This is a genomic window from Burkholderia sp. 572 (assembly GCF_040545135.1).
In the GTDB taxonomy this organism is placed as follows: domain Bacteria; phylum Pseudomonadota; class Gammaproteobacteria; order Burkholderiales; family Burkholderiaceae; genus Burkholderia; species Burkholderia cepacia.
The window spans coordinates 19,539-35,333 of the sequence record NZ_JBEPLH010000026.1; the positions used below are offsets into that span (position 1 = coordinate 19,539).

At 66.2% G+C, this 15,795-nt stretch carries 15 protein-coding genes; 12 read left to right on the forward strand and 3 right to left on the reverse strand.

From position 1 onward, the window contains the following. The first annotated feature begins 155 nt into the window (after positions 1-155). From ABIC51_RS34190 to ABIC51_RS34230, 9 genes are all read left to right on the forward strand, one after another. Positions 156-839: a PAAR domain-containing protein gene (locus ABIC51_RS34190; protein WP_175899424.1), complete on the forward strand. Its 684-nt coding sequence runs from the start codon at positions 156-158 to the stop codon at positions 837-839. Further along, complete coding sequence (locus ABIC51_RS34195; RefSeq protein WP_027790902.1) at positions 836-1,378, forward strand: PAAR domain-containing protein; 543 nt, start codon at positions 836-838, stop codon at positions 1,376-1,378. Before ABIC51_RS34190 ends, ABIC51_RS34195 begins: the two co-directional genes overlap by 4 nt. A 137-nt stretch (positions 1,379-1,515) precedes the next feature. After that, positions 1,516-2,070, forward strand: coding sequence for a M35 family metalloendopeptidase (locus ABIC51_RS34200; protein WP_226129644.1), 555 nt, complete (start codon positions 1,516-1,518; stop codon positions 2,068-2,070). 13 nt (positions 2,071-2,083) lie between these two features. Further along, positions 2,084-2,836, forward strand: a complete 753-nt coding sequence (locus ABIC51_RS34205) for a hypothetical protein (protein ID WP_080981933.1) — start codon at positions 2,084-2,086, stop codon at positions 2,834-2,836. Positions 2,837-3,206: 370 nt separating this feature from the next. Further along, positions 3,207-4,523, forward strand: coding sequence for a TolC family protein (locus ABIC51_RS34210; RefSeq protein ID WP_175899426.1), 1,317 nt, complete (start codon positions 3,207-3,209; stop codon positions 4,521-4,523). A gap of 34 nt (positions 4,524-4,557) precedes the next feature. After that, a complete protein-coding gene (locus ABIC51_RS34215) occupies positions 4,558-6,030 on the forward strand; it encodes an efflux RND transporter periplasmic adaptor subunit (protein ID WP_175899428.1) in 1,473 nt (490 codons plus the stop codon). A 137-nt stretch (positions 6,031-6,167) separates the two neighbouring features. After that, positions 6,168-9,392: an efflux RND transporter permease subunit gene (locus ABIC51_RS34220; protein WP_175899430.1), complete on the forward strand. Its 3,225-nt coding sequence runs from the start codon at positions 6,168-6,170 to the stop codon at positions 9,390-9,392. Continuing rightward, positions 9,392-10,075: a heavy metal response regulator transcription factor IrlR gene (gene irlR / locus ABIC51_RS34225; RefSeq protein WP_021157388.1), complete on the forward strand. Its 684-nt coding sequence runs from the start codon at positions 9,392-9,394 to the stop codon at positions 10,073-10,075. The genes ABIC51_RS34220 and irlR overlap by 1 nt, the downstream gene beginning before the upstream one ends. Continuing rightward, entirely contained in the window at positions 10,072-11,496 is a 1,425-nt protein-coding gene (locus tag ABIC51_RS34230) for a heavy metal sensor histidine kinase (protein ID WP_175852297.1), read from the forward strand. Before irlR ends, ABIC51_RS34230 begins: the two co-directional genes overlap by 4 nt. Positions 11,497-11,575: 79 nt before the next feature. On the opposite strand, the gene ABIC51_RS34235 is transcribed toward ABIC51_RS34230, so the two are convergent. Further along, the gene (locus ABIC51_RS34235) at positions 11,576-11,863 is read right to left on the reverse strand and encodes a DUF4148 domain-containing protein (protein ID WP_027790907.1); all 288 of its coding nucleotides are present in this window, start codon (positions 11,861-11,863) and stop codon (positions 11,576-11,578) included. A gap of 206 nt (positions 11,864-12,069) precedes the next feature. Here ABIC51_RS34235 and ABIC51_RS34240 point away from each other — a divergent pair, with 206 nt between their 5' ends. Then, the gene (locus tag ABIC51_RS34240) at positions 12,070-12,417 is read left to right on the forward strand and encodes a hypothetical protein (RefSeq protein ID WP_226129632.1); all 348 of its coding nucleotides are present in this window, start codon (positions 12,070-12,072) and stop codon (positions 12,415-12,417) included. Positions 12,418-12,712: 295 nt separating this feature from the next. Here the strand turns inward: ABIC51_RS34240 and ABIC51_RS34245 are convergent, their stop codons facing one another. Beyond that, the gene (locus ABIC51_RS34245) at positions 12,713-13,873 is read right to left on the reverse strand and encodes a porin (RefSeq protein ID WP_354006920.1); all 1,161 of its coding nucleotides are present in this window, start codon (positions 13,871-13,873) and stop codon (positions 12,713-12,715) included. A 317-nt stretch (positions 13,874-14,190) separates the two neighbouring features. Between ABIC51_RS34245 and ABIC51_RS34250 the strand changes: the two genes are divergently transcribed. Then, positions 14,191-14,466, forward strand: coding sequence for a DUF4148 domain-containing protein (locus ABIC51_RS34250; RefSeq protein ID WP_060083337.1), 276 nt, complete (start codon positions 14,191-14,193; stop codon positions 14,464-14,466). 65 nt (positions 14,467-14,531) lie between these two features. Continuing rightward, on the forward strand, positions 14,532-15,035 hold the full coding sequence (locus ABIC51_RS34255) for a hypothetical protein (RefSeq protein ID WP_175852300.1): 504 nt from the start codon (positions 14,532-14,534) through the stop codon (positions 15,033-15,035). Positions 15,036-15,051: 16 nt separating this feature from the next. Here the strand turns inward: ABIC51_RS34255 and ABIC51_RS34260 are convergent, their stop codons facing one another. After that, positions 15,052-15,777 carry a ZIP family metal transporter gene (locus tag ABIC51_RS34260; RefSeq protein ID WP_060173050.1) on the reverse strand — a complete coding sequence of 242 codons (726 nt, stop codon included), beginning with the start codon at positions 15,775-15,777 and terminating at the stop codon, positions 15,052-15,054. Positions 15,778-15,795 lie beyond the last annotated feature (18 nt).

The window sequence follows — 15,795 nt, forward strand, 5'->3', positions numbered from 1 at the left end:
TCAAAGCTTTGCATCCGATAATTCTTCATGAAATTCGTTCGGATACCAGATAATCGTTGCCGAATTTTCGTACACGGACGATTGATCCCCCTGTTGGGTTGGCTTTAAGTTGGCGTGGAGCACATTTCACCTACTTAACCGGAAAGGGATGAAGGATGCCGAACGAACAAGAAGCAAAAGCGCTTACCCATCTTTTCGCGACCATCGGCTCGCGTACCAAGCGCGGCGGTTGGGTTGCCGAAGTCGCTGGCAAGACGAGCTATCGCGGGCTGATGCTGGCCCGCGTCGGTGACGTCGTTCAATACGATGACGGCACCGAGGCCGTAGTCGTCGACGGGGCGGGATTTTCCGCCACGTCCGACGGCAAGCCAATGGCGCTAGTCGGCTCGCGACTAAGCAACGGCGACGTCATCACTCAAACGTTGCAAGACGGAGCCGGTATCCGGGTGACTGATGACAAGCCGATTCCCGGCTTGTTCGATCCTGCTTACGTACCGCCGCCCGCGCGCCCACGCTACCGGCTGGCCGTGAAAGGGGCGACGACCGCGAGGGGCGGCGTGCTGCGTGAAGCAACCGGCACATGGGACGTTGGCGAATCGCTCGGCAAGTCCGCTGTCGTGGGAAACATTGTCCACTATGTGGACGGTTCAACCGCTCGAATAATCAGTGGCCTTGGCATCGCGAATTACCCCGACTTCACGCCGCTCGCCTTCGTTGGTAGCGAACTCTCAAACGGCGATCTCGTCACGGACTCCCCGGAATGTGAAGGAAGGGGCTTCGCCGATACCTTCACGGTGGTGAAATTGGCGATCGTAGCTGATCAAGAGGCAGCGAAATGATCCGGTCCTTCCTCGCCCAGGGCGACCGCGCCGGAAGCGCGATCATCACCGAAGGTCTCGACTCCGTGACCTGTTCTAATCCGCCGCCGGCAGTACAAATCGCCACGCTCGGCATGAAAACCTACTGCACGGCCTGCAAGCAAGAAGGATTCGTTGCGCCGGAGGGGCCGCGCTGGCCCGGCACGGGCCCGAACGGCAAGCAATGGGCATTGAGCGGTGATATCAACGTGTGCGGCTGCAGTCCGCCGCCGGTGTTCTACGCGGAGCGCAACATGAGGATGATTTTCACGGCAGAGGAAGTGGTGGCGCTGACGGGGCAGAGCACTCCTCGTTCGTCGTTGGCGATTCACGCTAAACACGACGAACAATTTGTTTTGCACGATGCCGATACCGGCCGACCCTTGGCACGCGTGCAATACCGTATCCATACCGCGTCCGGAAAAGTGTTCAGCGGTGTTACGGATGCTATCGGCCATACCCAACGAATTGTTACGACGAGCCGAGAAGCGTTGGAGGTCGAAATTTATGTGGAAGACTAAAGAATATGGTAACGGGCAATGAAAATACGCAAGGAAACGGTGACTGGATTCAGGTCGGGAAAGGTGAATCGAATACGGTCCGCGGTTCGAAAGTCATAATTCCGTTGTCACTGAACGGTCCGCCTATCTGTCCTAACATGACTGACGCAGAATTCAGGAAGCTTGTTCTAGGGTTGAGAGATGAGGCTGTTGTTATTACCAAGCGGAGAATAGCCGGACTGGCGCGTTGGACGCCCGATACACAGGCTCGCGTTGTCGAGTGGTTCGGTTCGTCTGACAGCACGGTCAGAACCCGGTTGACTGCGGGTCTCGGGGCTCTCGTGACAGTCATGTCGAACCTGACCGCCAAGAACTTTGTACGTCCCGGCTCTGACGCGGACTTGGCTACTGGCTGCTTGCCCAATATGAAGAGGCTTGACGGAGAAGTGGCGCATGTTTGTCGTCCGGATACTGCGACGCATACGATTGCGATCAATATCAATTTCTGCTCGCTACCTGACCGATCCGCGAGCAACTTATCATCGAAGCAACTTACGATAGTTCACGAGTGTTCGCATTTCATAGATACATTTGGTTCCGAGGACTACCCGGGCGCGTATGGCCGTTGGGCCTGCGAACGATTGGCGAAAGAACATCCAGAACAGGCTATTAGAAATGCAGACAGCATCGCGTGGTTCGTTTTGGCGCGTTAACCGAGCAAAAGGAATGAAACGATCGATATCGCTTCTCTTGGCGTTTGCGCTCTGCTCGTCGCAGGCCTATGCATGTAAGGTTCTGGAACAAGACAATATGCAGTTGGCGTTGAATTCTATCGAGGTTGGCAACAGCGATCGGTTGAGTCTTGTTAGACACTTCCTGACTGCGAGAGAGTGGACACGTGAAGGGGCATCAGCAACTGTAGATGCAGCCGCGTTTGCGTGGGAACGCAATCCGAAAGCGTTGGCAAAATTGCGTGGTGAGGCGATGAAATCTTTCCTTGTTCAACTGGGAATGAATCCCCAAGACGTGTGGATTCACGAGCGGATCATTCAGGGCAAGAACGGCAAACGCGACCCCTACGACGCGCATCAGGTCGGCGTTGAGTTTGTTCCGAAATGCCCATCGGAAGGTTGTCAGAATCTATGCAATACCGCGGGTTTGCGAGGTGTTAGTAGCTATGCAGTTACGGCGGCTACGCCGGGTCCCACACATGACGTTGATCGTTTTACGTGTGCTGACGAGCGTCAGCCTGCAACGGCTCGTATCGTCACGACGGAGAGATGGACGGCGCGTACCGAAGACAAGGCGTTGCTTCTTGGGTCTCGTTCGAAGCCGCTTGCGCACGTTTGCTACCGAATCACCACGAGCGCGGACCGCTATGTCGGAATGACGGACGAGCGAGGACAAACTGAGCGAACGCAATTGCTGGGACCGGAATATACGAGGATTGAGGTAAAGGTCGACGCGTCCAAGAATTGATCGGATAAGGCCGATATGTCCGTCGGGAGGTGGTCACTTCCGTGGACAGTGAGGTGCCGCCGTGAGGTTTGCGACGCAGTGGGTTCCGCGTCTTGTTCGTCGGCGTTTCTGGAGATCTGCTGTATTTGATTCGTGAGACGTGATCCGCTCACATATCCGCGAGTGGATCACGTTGTTCTAGCAAGTCGGTAAGGCGATACGCCGCTTCATCCAATCGCCGTGCGTGGTGGCGGTCCCACCGCCGCGGCCGGCAAGCGTCGCACGCTCGCGCGCGGCCGCCCCCAAGATGACGGAAATGTCATCTTCGTCTCATGTTCGCACTGCGGCCGAACCGTAGCATCGGTCGCGAACCGTTACCGCAGAACCGAACATGCTCAAGCTCAACCTCGCCGCGACCGTCGTCTTCGCGATGGCCGCGACGGCTCATGCGCAGCCGTCGCTGTCCCCGGCTCCGGCTATCTCCGGCGGCGCCCCGCCGATCGGCGCACCGCCACCCGACGCACGCCCTTCCACCTCGTTGACGCTTGCCGATGCGCTCGCGGCCGCGGCCCGGAACAATCCGGCGCTGCGCGGCGCACGCGCGGACGTCGATGCGTCGGCCGGCGCGCTGATGCAGGCCGGTGCGCGCCCCAATCCGGAAGTGTCGTTCCTGCAGGAAGGCTTCCGTCGCGCCGAACGCACGTCGACCGCGCTGATCAACCAGACGATCGAACTCGGCGGCAAACGCGGCGCGCGGCTCGACGTCGCGTCGTACGGCAGGGAAGCGGCCAATGCGTCTCTCGACGAACAGGGCGCCGTCGTGCGCGCCGACGTGATCGCCGCGTTTTACGGGCTGCTCGCCGCGCAGCGCCAGCTTCAGGTCACCGAGGAATCGGCCGCGATCGCCGCGCGCTCCGCGGATCTCGCGAGCCGCCGTGCACAGGCCGGCAAGGTGTCGCCAGTCGAAGCGACCAAGGCGCACGTGGCGGCGGCCGGCGTGCAGATCGAAGTCGTGACGGCGCGCGGCCGCGTCGAGGTCGCGCGCGAGAAGCTGAACGCGGTGATGGGCGAGGCGCGCGACGGCCGGCTGGCGGTGCTCGGCGATCTCGAAGCCGTGCCGCCGGTCGAGTCGCTGCCCGCGCTCACCGCGCAACTCGACGACGCGCCGCTCGCGCGGATCGCGCGCGCCGAGATGCTGCGCTCGAACGCGGCCGTATCGCTCGAACGCGCGCGGCGCATTCCGGACGTGACGATCAGCGCGGGCGTGAAGCGCGTGACCACGGGCGGCGTGCCCGACAACCAGGCCGTGGTCGGCGTGTCGATCCCGATTCCGCTGTTCAACACGAACAAGGGCGCGCTGCTCGAGGCGACGCACAAGGCCGCTCGGGCGAACGCCGATCTCGATCGCGAACGCACGCGCCTGCGGCTGGAACTCACGCAGGCCTACGCGAATTTCGAAGCCGCCGCGCAGGAAGCGCAGCGGCTGAAGGACGACATCCTGCCGGCCGCGCGCGTCGCGCTCGACGCGATGTCGCGCGGCTACGAACTCGGGAAGTTCAGCTTCCTCGACGTGCTCGACGCGCAGCGCACGCTGTTCCAGGGCCAGTCGCAATACGTGCGCGCGCTCGCCGACGCCCATACCGCGCGTGCCGACATCGGCCGGCTCGTCGGTACGCCGCTTGCACCGTTCGCACCTGTCACGCAATAGCGCCACAGACGCCTCCATTACCTGAAGGATCATCATGTCACGCAGCAGAATCCTGATCATCGCGGCGGTCGTGCTCGGCAGCGCCGGGATCGTCCTCGGCGCACTCGGCGTCACGCGCAATGGCGGCGGCGCCACCTCCGCGTCGGCGGCGCCCGAAGCCGCTTCATCCGCCGAAGCCGCCGGCGAGCGCGGCGGTGTCGTGCTCAGGCGCGGCAAGCTGTCCGTCGAAATCGTGATGACGGAGAAGCCCGGCGACGCGCGCCTCGTCGTCTATCCGTTCGTCGACGGCAAGCCGGCCGGCAACGGCGTCACCGTGTCCGGCACGCTGGTCCGCTACGACCGCACGCACGAGCCGCTGCGTTTCGACGCGGCCGGCCGGAAGTTCGTGTCCGCGCAGTCGATCGCCAAGCCGCACGTGTTCGATGCGACGATCGACGTGAAGGCGGGCAATGACGCCGCCTCGTTCCCGTTCGCACGCGCCGACGGCGCGATCGTGTTGACCGACGCGCAGCTGGCGACCTCGAGGATCGCACTCGCGAAGGCCGGCCCCGCGCAGATCGCGACACCGTTCCAGCTCCCTGGTGAGATCAAGTTCAACGAGGATCGCACCGCGCACGTGGTGCCGCGCGTGGCCGGCATCGTCGAGCAGGTGTCGGTGTCGCTCGGGCAGAACGTCGCGAAGGGGCAGGTGCTGGCCGTGATCGCGAGCACCGATCTCGCCGACCGGCGCAGCGAGCTGCTGACGGCCGAACGCCGGTTGTCGGGCGCACGCGCGACCTACGAGCGCGAACGCACGCTGTGGCAGGAGCGCATTTCGGCCGAGCAGGACTACCAGCAGGCGCAGGTGCAGTTGCGCGAAGCCGAGATCGCCGTGCAGAACGCACGGCAGAAGCTCGCCGCGCTGAATGCGCCCGCCGGTGCGGGCGCGCTGAACCGCTACGAACTGCGTGCGCCGTTCGCGGGCACGATCGTCGAGAAGCATGCGACGCCCGGCGAAGCGATCGCCGCCGATGCCAGCATGTTCGTGATCTCCGACCTGTCGACGGTATGGGCCGAGATGGCCGTGCCGGCGCAGCGGCTCAACGACGTGCGGGTGGGACGCGACGCGACGGTCGTCGCGACCGCGTTCGAATCGCGTTCGAGCGGCCCGATCGCGTACGTGGGTTCGCTGCTCGGCGAACAGACGCGCACCGCACCCGCGCGCGTCGTGCTGCCGAACCCGGACGGCGTGTGGCGGCCCGGGATGTTCGTGAACGTGTCGGTCGACGCGGGCAGGCAGGGCGTGCCGCTCGCGGTCGCAAGCGACGCGCTGCAGGACGTCGACGGCGCACCGTCCGTCTTCGTGCGTTCACCGAAGGGCTTCGTCGCGCAGGCCGTCGAGACGGGGCGGCGCGACGAACGTGCGACCGAAGTGCTGAAGGGGCTGAAGCCGGGCCAGGAATACGCGGCGTCGAACAGCTTCGTGCTGAAGGCCGAACTCGGCAAGGGGAGCGCGGAACATGAATGAGCGTCAAGTGTGCGCCGTTGTGCGAATCACGGCCCGGTCTGCGACCCGGTTCGCGGCCAGATTCCCGGCCCGCCGGGTGGCCGGCCGGGCAGCCCGTCCATCGAGGGTGACCGTGCCCCGCTTCAAGGACCCCCGCCATGTTTGAACGCCTGATCCGCTTTGCGATTGCGCACCGCTGGCTCGTGATGCTGGCGATCGCGGCCGTGGCCGCACTGGGCGTGTTCAGCTACCAGAAGCTGCCGATCGACGCGGTGCCCGACATCACCAACGTGCAGGTCCAGATCAACACGGCCGCGCCCGGCTATTCGCCGCTCGAGGCCGAGCAGCGCATCACCTATCCGGTCGAGACCGTGATGGCCGGGCTGCCGGGCCTCGAGCAGACGCGCTCGATCTCGCGCTACGGGCTGTCGCAGGTCACCGTGATCTTCAAGGACGGCACCGACATCTACTTCGCGCGGCAGCTCGTCAACGAGCGCATCCAGGAAGCGAAGGACAAGCTGCCGCCCGGCATCGCGCCCGCGATGGGGCCGACGTCGACGGGCCTCGGCGAGATCTACCTGTGGACCGTCGAGGCCGATGCCGCCGCGCGCAAGCCCGACGGCACGCGTTATACGGCGGCCGACCTGCGCGAACTGCAGGACTGGGTCGTGCGGCCGCAGCTCCGGAACGTGCGCGGCGTGACCGAGGTCAACTCGATCGGCGGCTACGTGAAGGAGTACCGTGTCGCGCCGAACCCGGCGAAGCTGATGTCTTACGGGCTGACGCTCGCCGACGTCGTGCGCGCGCTCGAACGCAACAACGACAACGTCGGCGCCGGCTACATCGAGAAGCGCGGCGAGCAGTATCTCGTGCGCGTGCCGGGCCAGGCGCGCACGGTCGACGACATCGCGAACATCGTGCTGACCAACGTCGGCGGCGTGCCGGTGCGGATGAAGGACGTCGGCGTGGTCGACATCGGCCGCGAACTGCGCACCGGCGCCGCGACGTCGAACGGCGAGGAAGTCGTGCTCGGCACGGTCTTCATGCTGATGGGCGAGAACAGCCGCACGGTCGCGAAGGCCGTCGCCGCGAAGATGGCGGACGTGAACCGCACGCTGCCGTCCGGCGTGAAGGCGATTCCCGTGTACGACCGCACGGTGCTCGTCGAGAAGGCCGTCGCGACGGTGAAGAAGAACCTGCTCGAAGGCGCGATCCTCGTGATCGCCGTGCTGTTCCTGTTCCTCGGCAACATGCGCGCGGCGCTGATCACCGCGCTCGTGATCCCGCTGTCGATGCTGATGACCTTCACCGGAATGGTCAACGCGAAGGTGAGCGCGAACCTGATGAGCCTCGGCGCGCTCGACTTCGGGATCATCGTCGACGGCGCGGTGGTGATCGTCGAGAACTGCGTGCGGCGGCTCGCGCATGCGCAGGCTACCGCCGGCCGGCCGCTCACGCGCGACGAGCGCTTCGCGGAAGTGTTCGGCGCGTCGCAGGAAGCGCGGCGCGCGCTGATCTTCGGGCAACTGATCATCATGGTCGTGTACCTGCCGATCTTTGCGCTGACGGGTGTCGAAGGCAAGATGTTCCATCCGATGGCCATCACCGTCGTGATGGCGCTCGCAGCCGCGATGGTGCTGACCGTCACGTTCATTCCGGCGGCCGTCGCGCTGTTCATCGGCGAGCGCGTCGAGGAGAAGGAGAACCGGCTGATGGGCTGGGCGCGGCGCGCATACGAGCCGGTCCTCGCGGCATTCATGACGCGACCGGTGCGCGTGATGCTCGGCGCGGGCGCGATCGTGCTCGTCACGCTCGGGCTTGCCACGAGGCTCGGCAGCGAGTTCATCCCGAGCCTGAACGAAGGCGACCTGGCGGTCGCCGCGCTGCGGATTCCCGGCACGAGCCTGTCGCAGTCGGTCGAGATGCAGAAGTCGATCGAGAAGACACTGAAGGCGCGCTTCCCCGAGATCGAGCGCGTGTTCGCGCGCACCGGCACGGCCGAGATCGCGGCCGACCCGATGCCGCCGAACCTGTCGGACGGCTACATCATGCTGAAGCCCGCCGACCGGTGGCCCGACCCGAAGAAGCCGCGCGACCGGCTCGTGCGGGAGATCGAGGAAGCGCTCGCCGAGCTGCCGGGCAACGCGTACGAGTTCTCGCAGCCGATCCAGCTGCGCTTCAACGAACTGATCTCGGGCGTGCGCAGCGACGTCGCCGTGAAGATCTTCGGCGACGACATGGCCGTGCTGAACCAGACCGGCGAGCAGATCGCGGCGGCATTGCAGAAGGTGCCGGGCGCGTCCGAGGTGAAGGTCGAGCAGACCACGGGGCTGCCCGTGCTGACCGTCAATCTCGACCGCGACAAGCTCGCGCGCTACGGCGTGAGCGTGGCCGACCTGCAGGATACGGTGGCCGCGGCCGTCGGCGGGCAGAAGGCCGGCACGCTGTTCCAGGGCGACCGCCGTTTCGACATCGTCGTGCGGCTGCCCGACGAGCTGCGCTCGGACATCGAGGCGATCAAGCGGCTGCCGATCGCCTTGCCCGCGCCGGCGGCCGGCGCCAGCGCGCCGCTTGCGGCGGCGCCGTACGTGCCGCTCGCGGAGCTCGCGACGATCGACGTCGCACCGGGCCCGAACCAGATCAGCCGCGAGGACGGCAAGCGGCGGGTGGTCGTCAGCGCGAACGTGCGCGGGCGCGACGTCGGCTCGTTCGTCGCCGACGCGCGCGAGCAGCTTCAGCAGGACGTGCGCGTGCCGGCCGGCTACTGGGTGTCGTGGGGCGGGCAGTTCGAGCAGCTGCAGAGTGCGAGCGAGCGCCTGAAGCTCGTCGTGCCGCTCGCGCTGTTCATGGTGTTCGTGCTGCTGTTCGTGATGTTCAACAACGTGAAGGACGGGCTGCTCGTGTTCACCGGCATTCCGTTCGCGTTGAGCGGCGGCGTCGTGTCGCTGTGGCTGCGCGGGATTCCGCTGTCGATCACGGCGGCGGTCGGCTTCATCGCGCTGTCGGGCGTGGCCGTGCTCAACGGGCTCGTGATGATCTCGTTCATCCGCAACCTGCGCGACGAAGGGACGCCGCTCGAGGCCGCCGTGCGCGAAGGCGCGCTCACGCGGCTGCGGCCGGTGCTGATGACGGCGCTCGTCGCGTCGCTCGGTTTCCTGCCGATGGCGTTCGCCACCGGCACCGGCGCCGAGGTGCAGCGCCCGCTCGCGACGGTCGTGATCGGCGGTATCCTGTCGTCCACGGCGCTGACGCTGCTGGTGCTGCCCGTGCTGTACCGCGTCAGCCATGCGGTGTCGTGGCGTGCCGCGCTGGCGGGCGGCTTCGGCGGCGGCTTCGTGTCGGGCGTGCTGCGCCGGCTGGGTTTCTTCAAGGGTAATGCGTGATGCGAATTCTGATTGTCGAAGATGAACCGAAGACGGGCGCATATCTGCGCAAGGGCCTGACCGAGGCAGGTTATGTCGTCGACTGGGTCGAGGACGGCATCACGGGCCAGCACCAGGCCGAGACCGAGGAATACGACCTGCTCGTGCTCGACGTGATGCTGCCCGGGCAGGACGGCTGGACGCTGCTGCAGAACCTGCGGCGCAGCAAGTCGACGCCGGTGCTGTTCCTGACCGCGCGCGACGATGTCGGCGACCGCGTGAAGGGGCTCGAGCTCGGCGCCGACGATTATCTCGCGAAGCCGTTCGACTTCGTCGAGCTGACCGCGCGCATCAAGTCGATCCTGCGGCGCGGCCAGCCGCGCGATTCGAACACGCTGCGCGTGGCCGACCTCGAACTCGACCTGACGCGCCGCAAGGCCACGCGGCAGGGCGACACGATCCTGCTGACCGCGAAGGAATTCGCGCTGCTGTGGCTGCTGATGCGCCGCGAAGGCGAAATCCTGCCGCGCGCGACGATCGCGTCGCAGGTGTGGGACATGAATTTCAACAGCGACACGAACGTCGTCGATTCGGCGATCCGGCGCCTGCGCTCGAAGATCGACGATGCGTACGACCCGAAGCTGATCCACACCGTGCGCGGGATGGGCTACGTGCTCGAAGCGCGCGGCGGCGCGGCCGCATGATCGCGCGACTGCTGCCGCGCACGCTGCGCGGACGCCTGACCGCGCTGATCATCCTGTCGACGTCGGTGATCCTCGCGTCGAGCGGTGTCGCGCTTTACGAGGCGCTCGGCAATCGCGTCGAAACGACGGCCGCCGAGCAGATGGCCGGGATTTCCGCCGCGCTGGGCGCGCATCTGGCTGAAGCGCGCTCGACGGCGGACGTCACGCGCAACGTCGATATCTGGATCGACCAGTTGCACGGCCATCCGAACATGGATCTCGCGATCTACGACGCGGCGGGCACGCGCCTCGTCGGCACGCCCGGATTCCGCCTGGTTGCACCGCTGCTGACGCTCGACGCGGGGCGCGTGCCGGTCGGCGTCGCGCCGCCCGGCGCGCGGCAGCAGTATCTCGTGACGACCGTGCCGCTCGCCGGCGCGGGCGCACCGGTGGTACGCGTGGCGGTGCAGTACGACCGCAGCGCCGACGTGCTGCTGCTGCGCACGCACGCTTATACGATCGTCGTGATCGAGGTGTTCGGCGTGGTGCTCGCGGCCGTGATCGCGTACGGCATCGCGGCGCTGGGCTTGAGCCCGCTGAGGCGGTTCGCGGCGCGCGCCGAGCAGATGTCGACGAGCCGGCTCGCCCATCCGCTGCCGGAACTCGATACCGCGGGCGAGCTGAAGGAACTCGAGCACGCGTTCAACGGGATGCTCGGGCGGCTGAACGAATCGTTCACGCGGCTGAGCCAGTTCTCGTCGAATCTCGCGCACGACATGCGCACGCCGCTCACGAACCTGCAGGCGGCCGCACAGGTCGTGCTGTCGCAGCCGCGCAGCGCGGATGAATACCGGAACGTGATCGAGTCGAGCATCGACGAATACCAGCGGCTGTCGCGGATGATCGAGGACATGCTGTTTCTCGCGCGCTCGGAACAGGCCGGCACGTCGATCGACGTGCGGCGATTGAATGCGGCGGAGGAGGCCGGGCGCGTGGCCGGCTACTACGAGGCGCTCGCGGAGGATGCGGGCGTGCAGGTGAAGGTCGACGGTCACGCGTGGGTCGATGCGGACCTGACGCTGTACCAGCGCGCGCTGAGCAACCTGCTGTCCAATGCGCTGAGGTACGCGCCGCGCGGCAGCGTCGTGACGATCGACTGCGTGGAGCAGGGCGGTGCGACGACGATTGCCGTGTCGGACACGGGGCCCGGCATTGCCGCCGAGCATGTCGGGCGGATTTTCGAGCGCTTCTATCGCGTCGATCCGTCGCGGCACAATTCGGCGTCGGGTACCGGGCTGGGCCTCGCGATCGTCCGGTCGATCATGGACAATCACGGCGGCGAATGCGGCGTCGACAGCGACCCGGGCCGGCGCACGACGTTCTGGCTGCGCTTTCCGCACCAGCCGGCCGAGCCGAAGCGGCTGGCGGCTGCCGGCGCCTGACACCGCGGGCGGGCACGCCCGCGCGTTCGCCATGAGGCGGCCGCGCGTGGCGCGCTGCCCGCGGTCGTGCGGCCGGGCGTCATTGCCGCGCGGTCAGTTCGTCGTGGTTGTCGGTCTGCGGCTTCTTCTCGCCGCCATGCACCGAAATCCCGTGAAGCTCCTTGTTGCGCGCGATGAGCTCGCTGCTCGGCGGGTACTGCGTCTTGCTCGTCGGCACGACGCCGTCATGCTGCGCCTGCTTCAGTTCATTGACGACCTGCGTGCGGGTCTTGCCCTGCGTTTGCGTCTGCGCGAACGCGGCCTGCGTGGCCATGCCGAGCGACAGCGTGGCGGTGACGAACAGTGCTGCGAGTTGTGCGGTTTTCATTGAGTGCTCTCCTTGATCAGGGCCGCCGGGTGGCGAACCGTGGACCCAGTATGCGAAAGCAGCCGTGCGTGATCGTGATCGCGAGATGAAAAATGCGTCAGATTGCGTGATGCCGGGATGTGCCGTTCGACCGCGGCCGACATGATGCAATCGTCATGTTCGCGTCATGGGCGCGATGAGCGGGAAGCGGAACATGAAGTCTGCCGATGGTCGACCTGGCCGACGGCATTCGCGCCGTCCGCGACAGCAGCATGGAATGCGGGCGGCCCTTTCCGACTTTCACCCCGGACCGAAAAGTGCCTCGTCCCGCCATTCGCCTCGCCTTGATCGCAGTCCTGATCGTCCCGTTGTTCGCGGGCTGCACGTCGACGCGTTCCGGCCGAACGCCCGCTGCGTCGGCCACATCGACCACGCCGGCCGCCGCGCGCAAGCCGGTACCGGCCGACCTCATGCCCGGCGAGCAGATCGACTATGCCGGGCATCGCTGCGGCAATCCGAACCTGTACGTCAAGACGCACGTGTGCCTGTTCCCGCAGCGCAGCGGCACGCGTTGACCGCGATCGCACGGCACGCGTGCGGGGTATGCGGCGGGAGTCGTCCGGGATACCGCGCGGTCGGTCGCGGGTTCGTCGCCGAGCACGCAGGATGTCGATTCACGACGAGCAAAAAAAGAAGCCCGGCACTCGACGAGTCCGGGCCTAACGCGTGACGTGCCGTGCGGCAGCGACCCGCTTGCGTGGTCTGGAACGGGCGCTGCCCGTCACGTTTGCGATCGTAGCGAAGCGACGCTGCGCGAACCTGATCGGGACATGAAATTTTCGTCACGCGGCGCGCGTATTGCCGCCGTGGTCAGAACCGGTGGCGTAACCCGAGATTGACGATGCCCTGCGTGCGCGTACCGCCATAACCATAGGAGCCGATCGACGCCTGCGCCGTTTGCGTGCCACCGTCGAGCGTGCGCTGTTCGCCGTTCGCGCGCTGCCATGCACCGACCGCGTAGAGATCGGTGCGCTTCGACAGCACGTAATCGGCGCCGGCGGACACCTGATGATAGGTCGCGCCCGTATCGCCGCGGGCGCGCGTGTAGCTGTAGCCGACGCCGACGAGCAGGCTGGGTGTCGCCTGGTAGTTGAAGAAGCCGCGTGCGGTGTCGTACTTCTGCGTGCTCCGAAATGCGGACATCGCATCGGCCTTGTACTGCGCGTTGCTGTAGTCGATGCCGGCCGCGAACGGCGCGAAGCTGTAGCGCAACGCGCCGCGCGCGATGCCGATCGATTTCGCGGAGAGGTAGCCGCCGTTGACCAGCGACCCGTCGAACGTGCCGTCGGAGGTGCTGTTCCAGCCGGTGCGGATGCCGTTGGCGAGCGCTGAGCGATTGGCGGCGTAGTAGTAGCCGCCGGCCACGTCGACCGGGCCGTTGCTGTACGACAGGCCGGCCGACCAGGTTTGCCCGGCGCCGCTCTTGCCGGCCACGCCGCCGAGCGCGTACATGCCGACGAACTGGAATCCGTTGATCAGCGGCGACGTGTATTTCACCGCGTTGTCGGTACGCGACGACGTGTCGTAGTTGTCGACGTCGCCGGGTGTCGCATAGACGCTGCCGAAGTAGAAATCGCCGGTGACCGGCCACGCGACATCCGCGAGCGCGTCGTACTGGCGGCCGAGCGTCAGCGTGCCCCAGCGCGCGCTTTCGAGGCCCACGAAAGCCTGCCGGCCGAACATCCGGTTGCCTTGCCCGAGCGCGCCGGTGTTCGGGTTGAAGCCGTTTTCCAGGGTAAAGACCGCTTTCAGCCCGCCGCCGAGATCTTCCGCGCCCTTCACGCCGAAGCGGTTGCCGAGCAGGTTGCCGTTGCCGAGGCCGACGAGATTCCTGCCGTTCGCGTCGGCATTCCACACGTAGGTCAACGACGTATCGAACAGGCCGTACAGCGTGACTTCCGACGCGTGCGCCGCGTGGGCGGCCGTGAGCATCGCACCCGACATCATCGCGAGCCGAACTGGAGTTTTCATGGTGTGTCCCTGAGGTTCAAGAGGATCGATCCGTGCATCGGTCGATTCCGGCGCCGCGCGTTGGTGCGGCAGGCGCGGAATGTCGCAATCGCGCTGCCGATTCTGGAAAGCGTTCGGATCGTGAAGGTGAGGGACAAATGAGAAAAATGTCATCGCCGCGTCATCGACCTGGAAACTTGCGACCCGTTTTCATTGGGAGTGCGATGCAGGATAGGCCGGGGCAGTGACGAAACCGTCATGCTGCGATCACGATTGCGCACCGCCGCCGGATCAAAGTGAAGGCTCCTGTCACATCTTTCCAGCAAGGAGCGAGCCACATGAACATTCCGCGACCGATGATCGTCGTCGCCGCCGCCGTCCTGTCGATTGCGGCCATCTCGCAGGCAGCGGCCGCGCAGCAGAAGACCCGTCAGGAAGTCCGTCAGGAACTGGTGCGTGCGCGCCACGACGGCGTGATCCCGAGCCCGAACCACGACTACCCGGCGAGCCCGGCCACCGTCGCGCGCAACCAGGAAATCCATCGCGCGACGGTACATCGCGGCGAGGCGGCGCCGCTGGTCGATGCGCACGACAACCGTCTTGCGGTTCGTTGATCGTTCATGCGCGGCCGGCTGGCACGGTGCCCGCCGGCCGTACCCCACACGAAGAGGAGAGTGCCATGCGCCATTTCGCGAAAGGAATCGTGCTCGCGGCGTGCCTGATGTCGACGGCTGCGATGGCGGCCGGCTGGCCGGAACGCGCGCTGTCGCACGCGCCGGCGCACGAGGTCGGCCGCCGCGCGAACGAGCGGATGCGTTGCGAGCTCGCGACCGTGCCGGCCGGCGAGTGGAGCGCGACGTTCACGCGCGGGCAATGCGAGGTCGGAAACGGACGGCTGACGTTCGTGCCGGCCGATGCAGGCGGCGGGCAGGATGTTGCGGAGAAGCGGATCCTGCTCGGCGATATCCGCACCGCGTCGCATCAGTCACGCAAGCTGAAGGAGCAACTGCAACTGACGATCCGCGACGAGGTGATCGCGCTGAACGTGCTGACCGACGACGGCAGCCGCAAGTCGCGCGAACACGCGATCGACCTGTGGGCCGCGCTGCGCAACGAAGGCGTGACGCCGGTCAACGGCACGCGCATCGTCGATACGTATCCGACGGGCGCGACGACGTGGTAACCGGCGCGCGGCCGGCTTATCCGGCCTTCACCGATCCTTCGATCAGGAAGAACACGATGAAGCCGATGAAGAACGCGGCCGTCGCAAACGGCGTTTCGGGTACCTCGTGCGCTTCGACCAGCAGTTCCTCGGTGACGAGGTACAGCAGCGCGACGGTGCCGAGCCCGAGCAGCGCCGCGTAGATATTGGCGGGAAGCCCTGCGAACGCCGCGTTGCCGGCAACGGCCGCGATGCTCAGCAGCGCCGCGAGCCCGACCGGCACGACGATCGACAGCATGCGGCCGATGCCGGCGGCCGCGAGCGCGGCGCTGACCGACAGCGCGAGGAACAGCACCTCGAGCGTCAGCGCGACGGTCAGGATGATGCCGCTTTCGTCGCTCGCGGAGAAGGCGATGCCGAGCACGAGGCCGTCGATGACGAGGTCGATCGCGGTGACGATGACGAGGCTCACGGGCAGCCGCGCGTCCTCGAAGCGCGTCTCGATCGCGCCGGACAGCGCACGGATCGCGAGCATCAGCGCGATGCCGAGCACGAAGCCGACGACGACCGGAAACAGCGCATGCGCGCGATCTTGCGGCAGCAGTTCGAGCGCCGCGGCCGCGAACACGATGCCGCCGGTGAAATGCTGGATGACGCTCGACGTTGTCGGGCCGGGGGCGCGCCACGCGGCGGCGAGTGCGCCGAAACAGGCCGCCAGCACGGGCGGTAACGTCAGTAGCGCAAGCTTCGCGGTCGGTGTCATGAGGCCTCTCGAACGGTT